This window comes from Stenotrophomonas sp. WZN-1 (assembly GCF_002192255.1).
Taxonomy (GTDB): domain Bacteria; phylum Pseudomonadota; class Gammaproteobacteria; order Xanthomonadales; family Xanthomonadaceae; genus Stenotrophomonas.
This window is the reverse complement of record NZ_CP021768.1, coordinates 3068787-3084099: the sequence shown is the minus strand read 5'-3', so window position 1 is coordinate 3084099 and position 15313 is coordinate 3068787. Positions and strand designations below refer to the sequence as shown.

Here is a 15313-nt window from a genome sequence, read left to right as displayed (position 1 = left end):
TTGATGATGACCACCTCGCCGCTGCTGCCATTGACCGCCGCTGACCTGCCACCGCTCGCTCCCGAGCTGGTGCTGATCGGCAGCGCCTTCGCCCTGATGATCCTCGACCTGTTCGTCAGCAACCGGAACAAGATCGTCACCCACCTGTTCTCGCTCGCTGCGCTGGCCGTGGTGCTGTTCATGCTGGCCACCGGCGTGGGCGGGCAGGGGGAGGTCTTCCATGGCATGTTCGTGCGCGATACCGCCGCGGACGTGATGAAGACCGGGATCGTGCTGCTCAGCGGCCTGACCCTGGTCTACGGCTGGCGCTACCTGCGTGACCGCAACCTGTTCCAGGGCGAGATCCCGGTGCTGATCCTGTTCGGCACCGCCGGCATGATGATCCTGGTCTCGGCCGGCAGCCTGCTGATGGTCTACCTGGGCCTGGAACTGCTGGCGCTGTGCTCCTACGCCCTGGTCGCCAGCAACCGCGAAAACGGCCTGGCCTCGGAAGCGGCGATGAAGTACATCGTGCTGGGTTCGCTGGCCTCCGGCCTGCTGCTGTACGGCATGTCGCTGATCTACGGCGCCACCGGCAGCCTGCACCTGGACGTCATCCGCGAGGCCATCCCGCACTCGGAAGAGCGCGTGCTGCTGATCACCGGTGCGGTGTTCATGATCGCCGGCGTCGCCTTCAAGCTGGGTGCCGCGCCGTTCCACATGTGGCTGCCGGACGTGTATCAGGGTGCCCCGGCACCGATCGCGCTGTTCATCAGCTCGGCGCCGAAGCTGGCCGCCTTCGGCATGGCGTACCGCCTGCTGGAAATGGGCGTGGGCCCGCTGTCGACCGAACTGCAGCTGCTGATCGCCGGCCTGGCCGCGGTCTCGCTGGTCATCGGCAACCTGATGGCCATCGCGCAGAGCAACCTCAAGCGCATGCTGGCGTTCTCCACCGTCTCGCACATCGGCTTCCTGCTGATGGGCATCGCCGGTGGCGGTTCGCAGGGCTATGCCGCCGCACTGTTCTACGCACTGGCCTACGCCATCATGTCGACCGCCGCCTTCGGCGCGATCATCGCGCTGTCGCGTGCCGGCTTCGAAGCCGAGAACATCGAGGACTTCAAGGGCCTGAATGCCCGCAACCCGTGGATGGCCGGCCTGGTGCTGTGCATCATGGCGTCGCTGGCCGGCATCCCGCCGTTCCTGGGCTTCTGGACCAAGCTGGCGGTGCTGGGCGCGGCCGTCAACGGCGGCCTGCTGTGGCTGGCCATCCTCGGCGTGCTGTGCGCCGTGGTCGGCTGCTTCTACTACCTGCGCGTCATCAAGGTCATGTACTTCGATGAGCCGGTGGGTGAGGCCATGCCGCGCAGCAACGACCGCGTGCTGGGCGTGGTGCTGGGCGTGAACGCGCTGGCACTGCTGGCCCTGGGCCTGGCCTGGAACCCGATCATGGTCTGGTGCCAGCAGGCATTTGCGCATCTTGCATAAAAGTTGACACAAAGCTGCGCGATTCGTGTAATATGCGCAGCCTGAGTTGTCACTGCAGCGGTTCAGCCAGAACATCGTTGCGGTAGCCCTCCTCGAAAGAGCAGGGCAGCAGTTCAAACACTTCCGGTGCGGGGTGGAGCAGTCTGGCAGCTCGTCGGGCTCATAACCCGAAGGTCGCAGGTTCAAATCCTGCCCCCGCTACCAACGTCATATCGGCGCCAACCGGTTTGATGAATGAGGGAAAGCTTGCATGTTTTGAAGCAATCACTCATAATTCCGCTTCTGATGCGGGGTGGAGCAGTCTGGCAGCTCGTCGGGCTCATAACCCGAAGGTCGCAGGTTCAAATCCTGCCCCCGCTACCAAGTAAAGAGATCGCCTTCGAAGTCCTGCTTCGAAGGCGTTTTTCTTTGGCATCTGCGTCGTTTCTGCGTGATCGGGGTCGGCCCCCTTCACCCGTGGAAAAGGGGGCTGACCCCGGGTCCGCACCTTGCACCAGCGCGGTGCAGTCGCTATCATCAGCGGCCTAGCAGTACCCCTGAAGGCGGCCTCCCAGCGGGAGTCCGGACCCGGAAGGAGGGCCGCAACCGGCAGGCAATGCAGGTTGCAACCGGAATCCAGTCACCGGAGTCTTTCCGGAAAAGGGGCCCAGCGGGCCCTTTGTCGTTTCCGGGGCGTCATGTTTCCACGTCGGCCAAGGCCGGCACCCAACCATAGAGATCAAGGCAGGCTGTGAGCGACAAGGCAACCGACATCGCGAATCTGCTCGCCCCGACCGTTGTGTCGCTGGGCCTGGAGCTGCTGGGCGTTGAGTATCTGCCGGCCCCCGGCGGTGCGACCCTGCGCCTTTACATCGACGTGCCGCTGGCTGAACAGCCCGAGCGCATCATCAATGTCGACGACTGCGAGCGCGTCAGCCGCGAAGTGTCGGCGCAGATGGACGTCGAAGACCCGATCAGCGGCAACTACACGCTGGAAGTGTCTTCGCCGGGCGTCGACCGTCCGCTGTTCAACCTGGAGCAGTTCGGCCGTCACCTCGGCGAAATGGCCAAGGTCACGCTGAAGCTGCCGCAGGACAACCGTCGTCGCCTGCAGGGCCGCATCGAAGCGACCGACGAGGCCGCGGACACCATCACTTTCATCGTCGACAAGGCCGAAGTGGTCGTGTCGGCCGACAACATCGACAAGGCACGGATCATGCCCGACTGGGTGGCGCTGGGGCTGGCCCCGAGCAAGCCGACCGGTCCGGCACCGAAGCGTCCGAAGCCGAACAAGAATTCTTCTTCCAACGAGCCGGCGGCAAAGAAGCCGCGCGCGGAGTGAGCCAATGAGCAAGGAACTGTTGCTGGTAGTCGACGCAGTCGCCAACGAGAAGGGCGTGCCGCGTGAAGTGATCTTCGATGCCATCGAGGCCGCCCTGGCCTCGGCAGCGAAGAAGCGCTATCCCGACGAGGAAGTGCTGACCCGCGTGGTCATCGACCACAAGGATGGCAGCTACGAAACCTTCCGCCGCTGGGAGGTGGTGGCCGATGACGTGGTCATGGAATCGCCGGACCGCCAGATCCGCCTGATGGATGCCGTCGATGAAGCCGAAGGCGTGGACGTCGGCGACTACATCGAAGAGCAGATCGAGAACCCGGACTTCGGCCGCATTGCTGCCCAGGCCGCCAAGCAGGTCATCGTCCAGCGCGTGCGCGAAGCCGAGCGCCAGCAGGTCGTGGATGCGTGGAAGGATCGCGTGGGTGAACTGATCACCGGCGTGGTCAAGCGCGCCGAGCGCGGCAACATCTATGTCGACCTCGGTGGCAACGCCGAAGGCTTCATCCCGAAGGACAAGGGCATTCCGCGCGACGTGCTGCGCGCCGGTGACCGCGTGCGCGGCTACCTGGCCGAAGTGCGCTCGGAGCCGCGTGGCCCGCAGCTGTTCATCAGCCGTGCCGCCCCGGAATTCATGATCGAGCTGTTCAAGCTGGAAGTGCCGGAAGTCGGCCAGGGCCTGGTGGAAATCAAGGCCTGCGCCCGCGATCCGGGCGACCGCGCCAAGATCGCCGTGCTGGCCCACGACCAGCGCACCGATCCGATCGGTGCCTGCATCGGCATGCGCGGTTCGCGCGTGCAGGCCGTGTCCAACGAGCTCAATGGTGAGCGCGTGGACATCGTGCTGTGGAACGACAACCCGGCCAACTTCGTCATCAACGCGATGGCGCCGGCCGAAGTGCAGTCGATCATCGTCGATGAAGACAAGCACTCGATGGACCTGGCTGTTGCTGAAGACCGCCTGGCCCAGGCGATCGGCAAGGGCGGCCAGAACGTGCGCCTGGCCAGCCGCCTGACCGGCTGGCAGCTCAACGTGATGACCCAGGACCAGGTCACCGCCAAATCGGAAGCCGAGCAGGCTTCGGCCCGCCAGCTGTTCATGGACAAGCTGGAAGTGGACGAGGAAATCGCCGGCATCCTGGTCAGCGAAGGCTTCGGCACCGTCGAGGAAATCGCATATGTCCCGGTCGGCGAACTGCTGGCCGTGGAAGGTTTCGACGAAGACATCGTCGAAGAGCTGCGCGCCCGTGCCCGCGATGCGCTGCTCAATGAGGCCCTGGCAGTCGAGGAAGGCCTTGAAGACGGCCAGCCGGCGCAGGACCTGCTGTCCCTGAAGGGCATGGACGAAGCCACCGCATATGCGCTGGCCGGCCACGGCGTGCGTACCAGCGAGGACCTGTCCGACCTGGCCGCCGACGAGGTCATGGACTTCGGCATCGAAGGACTGGATCAGGCGCGCGCCGCTGCGCTGATCCTGGCCGCCCGTGCCGAGGAGATCGCCCGACTGGAACGCGGCGAATGAGCCGGCAATGAACAGGGCCCTGAGCCGCTCAGGGCGTAGAATCCGCGCCACCTCCACATGCGGGGGGGCGCCCACAAGATCATAGGATCCGAATGTCGCAGCAAACCACCATCCGCAAGCTTGCCGAACTGGTCAACACGCCGGTCGAAAAACTGCTGGAACAGCTGGCCGGTGCCGGCATGAAGTTCAGCGGTCCCGACCAGGTCGTGACCAGCTCCGAGAAGGTTAAGCTCCTGGGCTTCCTTCGTCGTTCGCACGGCAAGCCCGAGCAGGCCCCGGAAGAGACCGATCAGTCTGCAAAGAAGATCACGCTCAACCGCCGGAAGCAGCAGGAAGTGACGGTCAATTCCGGTCGCAGCAAGACGACCGTGAATGTCGAGGTGCGCCAGAAGCGTACCTACGTCAAGGATGGTGCTCGCGCCATGACTCCGGACGAAGAGCGCGCCGACATCCTGCGCAAGCTGGAAGAATCGCGTGCCCGCAACCTTGCCGAACAGCAGGCCCTGGCCGAGAAGGATCGTCTGCGCGACGAGGCCATCGTCCGCGCCCGTGAGGAAGAGGTTGCCGCCAAGGAGCGTGCCGAAGCCGAGAAGAAGGCGGCCGAGGAAGCTGCGGCTGCCGCCAAGGCGGCCGAGGCGCTGGCTGCCAGCAAGCCCAAGCGTGCTCCGATCGACGAAACCGCGCCGCGCCCGCCGCGCGCCGCGGCTGCCGCCCCGGCTGCGCCGCGTGGTGCTCCGCCGCCGCCGCGCAGCGACGACCGCAACAACCGCAGCGCGCCGCGCAACGAGCGTGGCCCGGGTGATCGTTTCGCCGGCCAGATGCACCTGTCGGCTGCCGACCGTGCGCGCCGTGGCAACAGCAACAACAGCAACAACCGTGGTCGTCCGGGTGGCCGCAACCAGAGCGGTGGCCGTCGCGACATGTCGCGTGGTGGCAACAACGCCGGTCCGCACGCCTTCGAACGTCCGACCGCACCGGTCGTGCGTGAAGTGGCGATCGGCGAGACCATCACCGTGGCCGACCTGGCGCAGAAGCTCGCGCTGAAGGGTGGCGAGGTGGTGAAGGCGCTGTTCAAGATGGGCGTGATGGCGACCATCACCCAGTCCATCGACCACGACACCGCTGCGCTGGTGACCGAAGAGCTCGGCCACAAGGCGATCCGTGCCAACGACAACGATGCCGAAGACGCACTGCTGGCCTCGACCGGTGAAAACCAGGGCGAAGCCGTGCAGCGCCCGCCGGTGGTCACCATCATGGGTCACGTCGACCACGGCAAGACCTCGCTGCTGGATTACATCCGCCGCACCAAGGTCGCCCACGGCGAAGCCGGTGGCATTACCCAGCACATCGGTGCCTACCACGTCGATACGCCCAAGGGCGTCATCAGCTTCCTGGATACCCCGGGCCACGCCGCGTTCACCTCGATGCGTGCCCGCGGTGCCAAGCTGACCGACATCGTGGTGCTGGTGGTTGCCGCCGACGACGGCGTCATGCCGCAGACCAAGGAAGCGATCCAGCACGCCCGTTCGGCGGGTGTGCCGCTGATCGTGGCGATCAACAAGATCGACAAGTCCGGCGCCGACCCGATGCGGGTCAAGAACGAGCTGCTCTCCGAGCAGGTCGTGGCCGAAGACTTCGGTGGTGACATCCAGATGGTGGAGATCTCGGCCAAGACCGGCCTGGGCATCGACGACCTGCTGGATGCGGTGTCGGTGCAGGCCGAACTGCTGGAACTGAAGGCCGTCGACGAAGGCCGCGCCTCGGGCGTGGTGATCGAATCGTCGCTGGACAAGGGCCGCGGCCCGGTCGCTACCGTGCTGGTGCAGCAGGGCCGCCTGAAGAAGGGCGACTACCTGGTGTGCGGCATCCAGTACGGCCGCGTGCGTGCGCTGTTCGACGAAACCGGCAAGCAGCCGGAGTTCGCCGGCCCGTCCATCCCGGTGCAGGTCCTTGGCCTGTCCGGTGTGCCGGAGGCCGGTGACGACTTCGTGGTGGTCGAGGACGAGCGTCTGGCCAAGGACGTTGCCCAGCAGCGTGAGACCAAGCGTCGTGAATCGCGCTTGGTCGCCACCGCTGGCAGCCGCATGGAAGACATCATGGCGACCCTGGGCAAGGGCGAGGGCCAGCAGGTCCTCAACCTGGTCATCAAGGCCGACGTGCAGGGTTCGGTGCAGGCCCTGAGCCAGGCACTGGTCGCGCTGTCCAACGAAGACATCCGCATCAACGTGATCCACTCCGGCGTGGGCGGCATCACCGAGTCGGACGCCAACTCGGCGGCCGCTTCGAAGGCCACCGTCATCGGCTTCAACGTGCGTGCGGATGCTTCGGCCCGTCGCATCATTGAATCCAACGGCGTCGACCTGCGCTACTTCTCGATCATCTATGACGTGATCGATCAGGTGAAGCAGGTGGCCTCCGGTCTGCTGGGCGTGGAGATCCGCGAAGAGATCATCGGTATCGCCGAGGTCCGCGACGTCTTCCGCAGCTCCAAGCTGGGCGCCGTCGCCGGCTCGATGGTCATCGAGGGCGTGGTCAAGCGCAACAAGCCGATCCGCGTGCTGCGCGACAGCGTGGTGATCTTCGAGGGCGAGCTGGAATCGCTGCGTCGCTTCAAGGAGAACGTCGAAGAAGTCCGCAACGGTACCGAATGCGGTATCGCGGTGAAGGCGTACAACGACGTCAAGCCGGGTGACCAGATCGAGTGCTTCGAGCGTATTGAAGTGCCGCGCACCCTGTAATGCTGCAGTGGGCCGGCCCTCACGGGCCGGTCCGCCCCCTGGTGGGGCCCGGCCTTGGTCGGGCCGCTCCTCCTGGTAGGACCCGACCTTGGTCGGGTCACATTCAAATCAAGAGCCCGACCGCGTGCCCAAGACTTTCCATCGAACCGACCGTGTCTCCGCCCAGCTGCGCCGTGAACTCGGCACCCTGGTGCACAACGCCGTGCGCGAGCACGGGTTGCCCTCGGTGAGCGTGTCCGACGTGGAAATCACCCGCGACATGGCCCATGCCAAGGTGTTCGTCACCGCGCTGATGCCGGAACGTTCGGCTGAAGCCGTGGCAGGCCTGAAGGAACTGGGCTACCGCCTGCGCATGGACCTGGCCCGTGCGATGAAGCTGCGCCACGTGCCGGAGCTGCATTTCCACTACGACGACTCGGTCGACCGTGGTGAGCACATCGACAACATCCTGCGCGACCTGCCCGATACGCTGGCCGCCGAGAAGCGTCGCGAGAGCGACGAAGAATAAGGTAGCGCCGGGCCGATGCCCGGCGTCTTTCCATTCCGGCAACGCGAAGCCCCAGCGGGCCGCGCTGCGGCAGCCGGGCATGGCCCGGCTCTACACACTCCTGTCATGACCCGAATTCAGTTCCGCCGCCTGGATGGCATCCTGCTGCTCGACAAGTCGACCGGCATGAGCTCCAACGCTGCCCTGCAGGTGGCGCGCCGCCTGTTCCGCGCCGAGAAGGGGGGGCATACCGGCAGCCTCGACCCGCTGGCCACCGGCCTGCTGCCGCTGTGCTTCGGTGAGGCGACCAAGATCGCCGGCCTGCTGCTGGGTTCGGCCAAGGCCTACGACGCCGAGATCGTGCTCGGCCAGACCACCGATACCGACGATGCCGAAGGCCAGGTGCTGCTGCAGCGCCCGGTGCCGGCGATCAGTACCGAGGCCCTGCAGGCTGCGTTGGCGCCGCTGACCGGCAGCATCCGCCAGCGCGCCCCGATCTATTCGGCGCTGAAGCAGGGCGGTGAACCGCTGTATGTGAAGGCCCGCCGCGGCGACGTCATCGAAGCGCCCGAACGCGAGGTGCAGGTGCACGCCATCGAGGTGCTGGAGCAGCAGCCGGAACGGCTGCGGCTGCGCGTGACCTGCGGCTCGGGTACCTACATCCGCAGCCTGGCCCGCGATCTCGGCGAAAGCCTGGGCTGCGGCGCCCACATCAGCGCCCTGCGCCGGCTCTGGGTCGAGCCGTTCCGCGAGCCCGCCATGGTCACGCTGGACCAGCTGCGGGCGATGGTCGAGGCCGGTGACGAGGCCGGCATGGATGCGCTGCTGCTGCCGCTGGCGGCCGGCCTGGCTGAATACCCGAGGGTCGACCTGGATGCCGACCAGGCCCACCGGTTCTGTGTCGGCCAGCGCCAGCGCGACCTGTCCTGGCCGCGCGGCCTGGTGGCGGTGTTTGGTCCGGACGATGCTGTCCAGGGCCTGGGCCAGGTCGACGACAGTGGCCTGCTGGCCCCGCAGCGCCGTTTCAACCTCTGATCGGGGCCGGGTGGTTCAGCCCCGGTCCTTGTCCCGGAAGCCCCCGACCGTTACAATTTCGCGGCCGTTTTCCGGCAACCTGCCTCGCGCAGGTTTCATCCTCGTAGTCCACGGCGAGCCTGGCGGTGCGCGAAGCGCGTTCCTGCCGGCCACGCATCACAGAGAAAAAAGAAATGTCGATCGACACCCAGAAGGTCATTGAAGACAACAAGCGCAGCTCGGCTGACACCGGCTCCCCGGAAGTCCAGGTTGCGCTGCTGACCGCCCGCATCGAACTGCTGACCGGCCACTTCAAGACCCACAAGAAGGACCACCACAGCCGCCGCGGCCTGCTGCAGATGGTCAACCGCCGTCGCAGCCTGCTCGACTACCTGAAGAAGAAGGACGTCGAGCGTTACAAGGCCCTGATCGAGAAGCTTGGCCTGCGTCGCTAAGCAACGAATCCCCCGCGGCGCAGCGATGCGCCGCGGTTTTGTTTTGTAGCACCGCAATCCCCGATTCAGGCCGGAACGATCCGGCCACCCGCTGGCGGCAAGGGTCGCCGACGGTCCAAATTCGCAGACAGCATCCCCAAGGACACCCTCCGTGGCAAAAATCACCAAAACCTTCCAGTACGGCAAGCACACCGTCACGCTTGAGACCGGCGAAGTCGCCCGTCAGGCCAGCGGCGCCGTCATCGTCAAGATGGACGACACCGTACTGCTGGTCACCGCCGTCGCCGCCAAGAGCGCGCGCGAAGGCCAGGACTTCTTCCCGCTGACCGTCGATTATCAGGAAAAGTTCTACGCCGGCGGCCGTATCCCGGGTGGTTTCTTCAAGCGCGAAGGCCGTGCGACCGAGAAGGAAACCCTGATCTCGCGTCTGATCGACCGTCCGATCCGCCCGCTGTTCCCGGAAGACTACAAGAACGAAGTGCAGATCATCGCCACGGTGATGTCGCTGAACCCGGACGTGGACGGTGACATCCCGGCCCTGATCGGTGCTTCGGCTGCCCTGGCCCTGGCTGGCACCCCGTTCATGGGTCCGATCGGCGCGGCCAAGGTCGGTTACAAGAACGGCGAGTACATCCTGAACCCGACCGTCAGCGAACTGGCTGACTCGCAGCTGGAGCTGGTCGTCGCCGGTACCTCCAACGCCGTGCTGATGGTTGAATCCGAAGCCGCGCTGCTGTCCGAAGAAGTGATGCTGGGCGCCGTGACCTTCGGTCACCGCGAAATGCAGAAGGTCATCAACGCGATCAACGAGCTGACCGTCGAAGCCGGCACCAAGCCGTCGACCTGGGAAGCCCCGGCCAAGAACGACGCGCTGATCTCCGCCCTGAAGGAAGCCATCGGCCCGCGCCTGGGCGAAGCCTTCCAGGTGCGTGACAAGCTGCAGCGCCGCGATGCCATCTCGGCGATCAAGAAGGACGTGGTCGAAACCCTGGCTGGCCGCGTGGCCGCTGAAGGCTGGAACCCGGCCGAGCTGTCGAAGGAATTCGGCGAGCTGGAATACCGCACCATGCGTGACTCCGTGCTGGACACCAAGGTCCGTATCGACGGCCGTGCGCTGGACACCGTCCGCCCGATCGCCGTGAAGACCGGCGTGCTGCCGCGTACCCACGGTTCCTCGCTGTTCACCCGTGGCGAAACCCAGGCCATCGTGACCATCACCCTGGGCACCGCCCGTGATGGCCAGGTCATCGACGCCGTTGCCGGTGAGTACAAGGAAAACTTCCTGTTCCACTACAACTTCCCTCCGTTCTCGGTGGGTGAGTGCGGCCGCATGATGGGCCCGAAGCGCCGTGAAATCGGCCACGGCCGCCTGGCCAAGCGCGGCGTGCTGGCTGTCATGCCGTCGCTGGAATCCTTCCCGTACACCATCCGCGTCGTCTCGGAAATCACCGAGTCGAACGGTTCCTCGTCGATGGCGTCGGTCTGCGGCTCGTCGCTGGCCCTGATGGACGCCGGCGTTCCGGTGAAGGCGCCGGTGGCCGGTATCGCCATGGGCCTGGTCAAGGAAGGCGAGCGCTTCGTCGTCCTGTCCGACATCCTGGGTGACGAAGATCACCTGGGCGACATGGACTTCAAGGTGGCCGGTACCGCTGAGGGCATCTCCGCCCTGCAGATGGACATCAAGATCGAAGGCATCACCGAAGAGATCATGAAGCAGGCCCTGCAGCAGGCCAAGGCTGGCCGTCTGCACATCCTGGGCGAGATGGCCCACGGCCTGACCGCTCCGCGTGAAGAGCTGTCGGACTACGCGCCGCGCCTGCTGACCATCAAGATCCACCCGGACAAGATCCGCGAAGTGATCGGCAAGGGTGGCTCGACCATCCAGGCCATCACCAAGGAAACCGGCACCCAGATCGACATCCAGGATGACGGCACCATCGTCATCGCTTCGGTCAATGCCATCGCTGCCCAGGCCGCCAAGGCCCGCATCGAGCAGATCACCTCGGACGTCGAGCCGGGCCGCATCTACGAAGGCAAGGTCGCCAAGATCATGGACTTCGGTGCGTTCGTCACCATCCTGCCGGGCAAGGACGGTCTGGTCCACGTGTCGCAGATCTCCAGCGATCGCGTCGAGAAGGTCGGCGACGTGCTGAAGGAAGGCGATGTGGTCAAGGTCAAGGTGCTGGAAGTCGACAAGCAGGGCCGTATCCGCCTGTCGATGAAGGCCGTGGAAGAAGGCGACGCCGTCAGCGCCGAGTAATCGGCCAACGGCTGATCGCGGTAGGTGTCAACCTTGGTTGGCACGCTTCTGGAATCGCTGAAATGAGAAAGCGGGCTTCGGCCCGCTTTTTCTTTGCCTCGATGTCACGAAGAGCCGCCCATCGAAGTCGCTGCATGTCCTGCCGCAGTGCCTGAGCGCCGCCACGTGGCCATCGTTCTGTCACGGTTGCGCGGATCGCGCCTGTCCACGGGACGACATGCCGCGACATCCGTACCGCAGGCGCATCGGTTTGCTAACGTGGCTGCGCCTTAGAACCGGGAGATCCCATGTTCCGCCAGACCGTGGCCGTCCTTGCCGTGCTGATTGCCGGTGCCTTGCCCATCGCCGCGCACGCCGCGCCGGCGCCGCCGCCGATCTTCGGTGCCTACTACCCCGGCGGCTCGGCCGAGCGCTATCCGGTCTCGAACATTCCCGCCGAGCGCCTCACCCACCTGTTCTACGCGTTCTCCACCATCGAGGACGGGCGCTGCACGATCGGCGCGGAAGCGCCGAAGAATTTCGCTGCACTGGCTGAGCTGAAAAAGGCCCACCCGCATCTGCGCACGCTGATTTCGATCGGTGGCTGGGGCGCGGGCGGCTTCTCCGATGCAGCGCTGACCGAAGCCAGCCGCAAGCGCCTGGTCGACTCGTGCATGGCGCTGTTCTTCGATCGTCATGCCGACAGCTTCGATGGCGTGGACATCGACTGGGAGTTCCCGGTCAGTGGTGGGCCGAAGGAGCTGGCACACCGCCCGCAGGACCGCGCCAATCTGACCCGGCTCGCGCAGGCCTTCCGCGTAGCCCTCGATGCGCGTGGCCGCAAGCTCGGGCAGCCGATGCTGTTGACCGCCGCGCTGGCCGCCGGTCGCCTGCAGACCGATGGCCCCTACGATCCAGCCGCAAGCTATGACCTGCCGGCGCTGGCCAAGGTGTTCGATTTCATCAACCTGATGAGCTACGACATGGGCACCGGCTTCTCATCGGTGTCGACCTTCAATGCGCCCCTGCATGAAGTGCCGGCTGATCCGCTGGCGCCGGAACTGCGGCGCTGGAACAACGTCGCCGGCGCGGTGCAGTACTACCGCGAGCACGGTGTGCCGGCCGACAAGCTGGTGCTGGGTGTGCCGTTCTACGGCCGCGGTTTCAAGGTCACCGGCGATGCGCCGGATGGCCTGTACCAGTCCTACAGTGCGCCGGCCGATGCCGGCGACTGGCGCGTGATCAAATCGCGCTATCTCGACCAGCCGGGCTGGACGAAGCACTGGCAGCCGCAAGCGCAGAGCCCGTGGCTGTACAACGCCGGGCAGAAGATCTTCATCAGCTATGAAGACCCGCGCTCGATCGGCCTGCGTGCGCAGTTCGCCCGCGAACAGGGCCTGGCCGGCGTCTTCATGTGGGAGCTGACCGGCGACGACGAACAGGCCAGCCTGCTCAACGCCATGCTGGGCCCCTGACAGAAGGCGCGCATCGGCGATTGAGCCCGTCCTTCGCGGAGTCGAGCTGGCTCGACTAACGGTTGCGCCGGGCCACGCCCGGCGAACGCTCAATTGGCCCAGACGCTGTTGGGATCCCCGTTGCGGGCGCGGCGCTGGCTGGCGACGGCCAGGCGGGCGAAGCCGAAGGCCATGGCCAGCGCGATGGCATCGACCCAGAACAGCGGCCAGTGGCCACGCGCCGCCGCGCGCCACAGCCAGTCACCATTGAGTGCACCGTGCAGGACCGGCACCAGCGCAGTGCTGATCGCTGCGGCCCACAGCAGTTCGCGTGCGGCCTGCGCGGGGCGACGCAGCGCAGCCCACAGCGCACAGGCGCCCCAGCTGCCGAAGCACGCCCAGCGGATGCCGTGGTCGACTGCCGACGATGCCAGCCGCTCCAGGACCAGCGCGGTGACGAACGCGACCGAGATCGCCACGCACAGGCCGATGCACACGCCGACCGTGGCCCGCGCCATGTTCACACCGGCACGTGGCTGTTGCGGCTGGCGACGCTTGCGCCGCGACTCGATCCACAACAGGTTGCCGGAGTAGAACAGGAATGCACCACCGAGGCCGAGCAGGAAGTACAGCCAGACCACGACGCCGTTGCCGAACTCGCCGAAGTGCAGTGCGTAGGCCGCACTGAGCGTGGCGTGGTTGGCATCGCGCTGGCCCGGCAGCTGGGAGGCCAGCAGGTTGCCGGTGGTCACGTCCAGCGCTACCGCGCCGAGCGGGCCGAGCGTGCCGCTGGCCTCACCGGTGATTTCGATGGTGGCGTTGGCATCGCCGGCGTTGGCCAGCTTCAGGTAGGCCGGCTCGAAGTTGGCCACGCCCTGTGCGCGGGCCACTTCAAGCGCACGCGCATGCAGCAGGCGCAGGCTGCCCGGCGGTGCCGGGATGCCGCTGGCGTCGCGCACCGGCGCGGTGTCCATTGCGGTCGGTACCGCCTGCAGGGCCTTGCCGTCGTAAATCAACGGGTTGAGCAGGGCCATCTGCACGAACACCAGGCAGAGCAGGGCGCCAGTGACCGCGAACATCAGGTGGAAGGGCAGGCTGAGCACGCCGATCACGTTGTGCGCGTCCTGCCACAGCTGCTTCAGGTTGCGGCCCGGCCGCAGCGCGAACAGGTCGCCGAACAGCTTCGGCAGGTGGATCACCAGGCCGCTCAGCAGCGCCATGCCATACAGCAGGCTGACGATGCCCATCACGTAGATGCCGGCCACCGGCAGTCCGAGGCTGTAATGCAGTTCGTTGACCAGTTCGGCCAGCCCGGTCTGTGGTGGCGTCGGGCTGCCGGCAATCTGGCCCGGCCAGGCATAGCGCCAGCTGCCGTCATCGGCCTGCCAGTAGGCCAGTGGTTGTGGATGCTCGGCGCCGGGGAAGGTCATGCCGACGTGGCGGCGGGCTTCCGGGTGTGCCGACAGCACGTCTTCCAGCAGGTACTGTGCGTCGTCCAGGCCCGCCGGCAACGCGGTGGCTGCGCCTGGGGTCTGCCACAGCGGGAGATCGTGGTGGAACAGGGTCAGCGCACCTGCGTAGAAGGCCACGAACAGGCCGAAGCCGGCAACCAGGCCGACCCAGGTGTGCAGGGTGGTGAACGTACGCAGGGTCTGCGAGCTGAACTTCATGGGGTGGGTCTCATTGCACCGCGCCGGTCAGGCGCAGCAGCGTCAGCACGGCGAAGCCGGCTGCAGCGCTGCCGGCCAGTGTCACCCAGGCGCGCAGTGCGCTGCGGAAGCTGAACGCCCACAGGGCAGCCAGCATCCACAGCGGGATGAACGTGATCAGGCTGGGCACCAGCGCGTTCTGCCAGGGGCCTGGCGGCAGCCAGGTCACCAGTCCGGTCGCGGCCGCGGCCAGGAAGAAGCCGGCCACGATGCCGGCGAAGGCGCGCGGCCACATCAGGGCGACTCCGTGCCCGGGCGATGCCAGGCGGCCAGGGCTGGCAGCAGCATCGCCGCCAGCATCCAGGTGCACAGCATCGCCACCAGGCCAGCAGCAAAGCCGAGTTCGGCCATCCACAGCCACAACGCGGCAGCGGCGGCGACCATGCTGATCTCGCGGCCGAGGCGGCCGGCGCGGCGCAGGCGCGGCCAGCGGCAGTGCGGCGAGGCGGCATAGAAGGCCAGTGCCGAGAACATCGCCGCCAGCATGCCCAGGCTGCAGAAGCCCAGCGTGGAAAGGCCGACGGTGATCATTGCGGGCGGCCGCCTTGGCAGCGGGCCGGCGAACGCGGGACACGGGCGGGGCCGGCGGGAGCCGGTCGGAGCGGGTGGCGCATCACGAGGTCCTGGGGGAAAGCGGGCAGGCTGGCACGGGGCGGGCTGCGCGGACATGGTAATCATTGCGTTTTCACGCCGCCAGCGCTGACCATTCAGCGGACCGTACGGTAGCCCTTGGGCTTTCCGGTGCGCTGGTTTAAGATCGTCGCAGAACCCTGACTGGAACAAGGTGGCCCGCGCCCAGCGCCGGCCGAGCGTGCGACATGAGCACTACCACCGCCCACTGTTGACCTGCCCCCCGAAGGCCCTGTGTTCCAGGCGCCCTCGCGGCGCTTTTTTATTGCCCGGGCGATGGCCC

The 15313-nt window shown here is 66.3% G+C and carries 12 protein-coding genes and 2 tRNA genes; 11 read left to right on the top strand and 3 right to left on the bottom strand.

The features are described from left to right. The first annotated feature begins 6 nt into the window (after positions 1-6). From nuoN to CCR98_RS14595, 11 genes are all read left to right on the top strand, one after another. Positions 7-1467: an NADH-quinone oxidoreductase subunit NuoN gene (gene nuoN / locus CCR98_RS14645; RefSeq protein WP_075677141.1), complete on the top strand. Its 1461-nt coding sequence runs from the start codon at positions 7-9 to the stop codon at positions 1465-1467. 127 nt (positions 1468-1594) lie between these two features. Next, a tRNA-Met gene (locus tag CCR98_RS14640) sits at positions 1595-1671 on the top strand. A gap of 82 nt (positions 1672-1753) precedes the next feature. Continuing rightward, a tRNA-Met gene (locus CCR98_RS14635) sits at positions 1754-1830 on the top strand. A gap of 367 nt (positions 1831-2197) precedes the next feature. Continuing rightward, positions 2198-2788, top strand: a complete 591-nt coding sequence (gene rimP / locus CCR98_RS14630; RefSeq protein WP_014037945.1) for a ribosome maturation factor RimP — start codon at positions 2198-2200, stop codon at positions 2786-2788. Between the two features lie 4 nt (positions 2789-2792). Then, a complete protein-coding gene (gene nusA / locus CCR98_RS14625) occupies positions 2793-4304 on the top strand; it encodes a transcription termination factor NusA (protein WP_005410449.1) in 1512 nt (503 codons plus the stop codon). Positions 4305-4396: 92 nt separating this feature from the next. Continuing rightward, positions 4397-7042: a translation initiation factor IF-2 gene (gene infB, locus CCR98_RS14620; RefSeq protein ID WP_087923185.1), complete on the top strand. Its 2646-nt coding sequence runs from the start codon at positions 4397-4399 to the stop codon at positions 7040-7042. 124 nt (positions 7043-7166) lie between these two features. After that, positions 7167-7550: a 30S ribosome-binding factor RbfA gene (gene rbfA, locus CCR98_RS14615; protein WP_005410447.1), complete on the top strand. Its 384-nt coding sequence runs from the start codon at positions 7167-7169 to the stop codon at positions 7548-7550. A 105-nt stretch (positions 7551-7655) separates the two neighbouring features. Beyond that, complete coding sequence (truB, locus tag CCR98_RS14610) at positions 7656-8564, top strand: tRNA pseudouridine(55) synthase TruB (RefSeq protein WP_087923184.1); 909 nt, start codon at positions 7656-7658, stop codon at positions 8562-8564. Positions 8565-8737: 173 nt separating this feature from the next. Beyond that, complete coding sequence (rpsO, locus tag CCR98_RS14605) at positions 8738-8998, top strand: 30S ribosomal protein S15 (RefSeq protein ID WP_005410445.1); 261 nt, start codon at positions 8738-8740, stop codon at positions 8996-8998. A 151-nt stretch (positions 8999-9149) separates the two neighbouring features. Further along, positions 9150-11258: a polyribonucleotide nucleotidyltransferase gene (gene pnp / locus CCR98_RS14600; RefSeq protein ID WP_014037942.1), complete on the top strand. Its 2109-nt coding sequence runs from the start codon at positions 9150-9152 to the stop codon at positions 11256-11258. Between the two features lie 287 nt (positions 11259-11545). Continuing rightward, complete coding sequence (locus CCR98_RS14595) at positions 11546-12712, top strand: glycoside hydrolase family 18 protein (protein WP_087923183.1); 1167 nt, start codon at positions 11546-11548, stop codon at positions 12710-12712. A gap of 89 nt (positions 12713-12801) precedes the next feature. Here CCR98_RS14595 and CCR98_RS14590 read toward each other — a convergent pair whose 3' ends face one another. From CCR98_RS14590 to CCR98_RS14580, 3 genes are read right to left on the bottom strand one after another with little or no spacing between them, the layout of a single operon-like run. Then, positions 12802-14361: a PepSY-associated TM helix domain-containing protein gene (locus CCR98_RS14590; protein WP_087923182.1), complete on the bottom strand. Its 1560-nt coding sequence runs from the start codon at positions 14359-14361 to the stop codon at positions 12802-12804. 10 nt (positions 14362-14371) lie between these two features. Beyond that, on the bottom strand, positions 14372-14635 hold the full coding sequence (locus tag CCR98_RS14585; protein ID WP_087923181.1) for a hypothetical protein: 264 nt from the start codon (positions 14633-14635) through the stop codon (positions 14372-14374). Further along, the gene (locus CCR98_RS14580; RefSeq protein ID WP_087923180.1) at positions 14635-14931 is read right to left on the bottom strand and encodes a hypothetical protein; all 297 of its coding nucleotides are present in this window, start codon (positions 14929-14931) and stop codon (positions 14635-14637) included. Before CCR98_RS14580 ends, CCR98_RS14585 begins: the two co-directional genes overlap by 1 nt. Between the last annotated feature and the right edge of the window lie 382 nt (positions 14932-15313).

Coding starts and splice junctions, on each gene's coding strand:
- nuoN (WP_075677141.1), top strand. CDS start 7: ATGACCACCTCGCCGCTGCTGCCATTGACCGCCGCTGACCTGCCACCG.
- nusA (WP_005410449.1), top strand. CDS start 2,793: ATGAGCAAGGAACTGTTGCTGGTAGTCGACGCAGTCGCCAACGAGAAG.
- infB (WP_087923185.1), top strand. CDS start 4,397: ATGTCGCAGCAAACCACCATCCGCAAGCTTGCCGAACTGGTCAACACG.
- truB (WP_087923184.1), top strand. CDS start 7,656: ATGACCCGAATTCAGTTCCGCCGCCTGGATGGCATCCTGCTGCTCGAC.
- rpsO (WP_005410445.1), top strand. CDS start 8,738: ATGTCGATCGACACCCAGAAGGTCATTGAAGACAACAAGCGCAGCTCG.
- CCR98_RS14595 (WP_087923183.1), top strand. CDS start 11,546: ATGTTCCGCCAGACCGTGGCCGTCCTTGCCGTGCTGATTGCCGGTGCC.
- CCR98_RS14590 (WP_087923182.1), bottom strand. CDS start 14,361: ATGAAGTTCAGCTCGCAGACCCTGCGTACGTTCACCACCCTGCACACC.
- CCR98_RS14585 (WP_087923181.1), bottom strand. CDS start 14,635: ATGTGGCCGCGCGCCTTCGCCGGCATCGTGGCCGGCTTCTTCCTGGCC.
- CCR98_RS14580 (WP_087923180.1), bottom strand. CDS start 14,931: ATGATCACCGTCGGCCTTTCCACGCTGGGCTTCTGCAGCCTGGGCATG.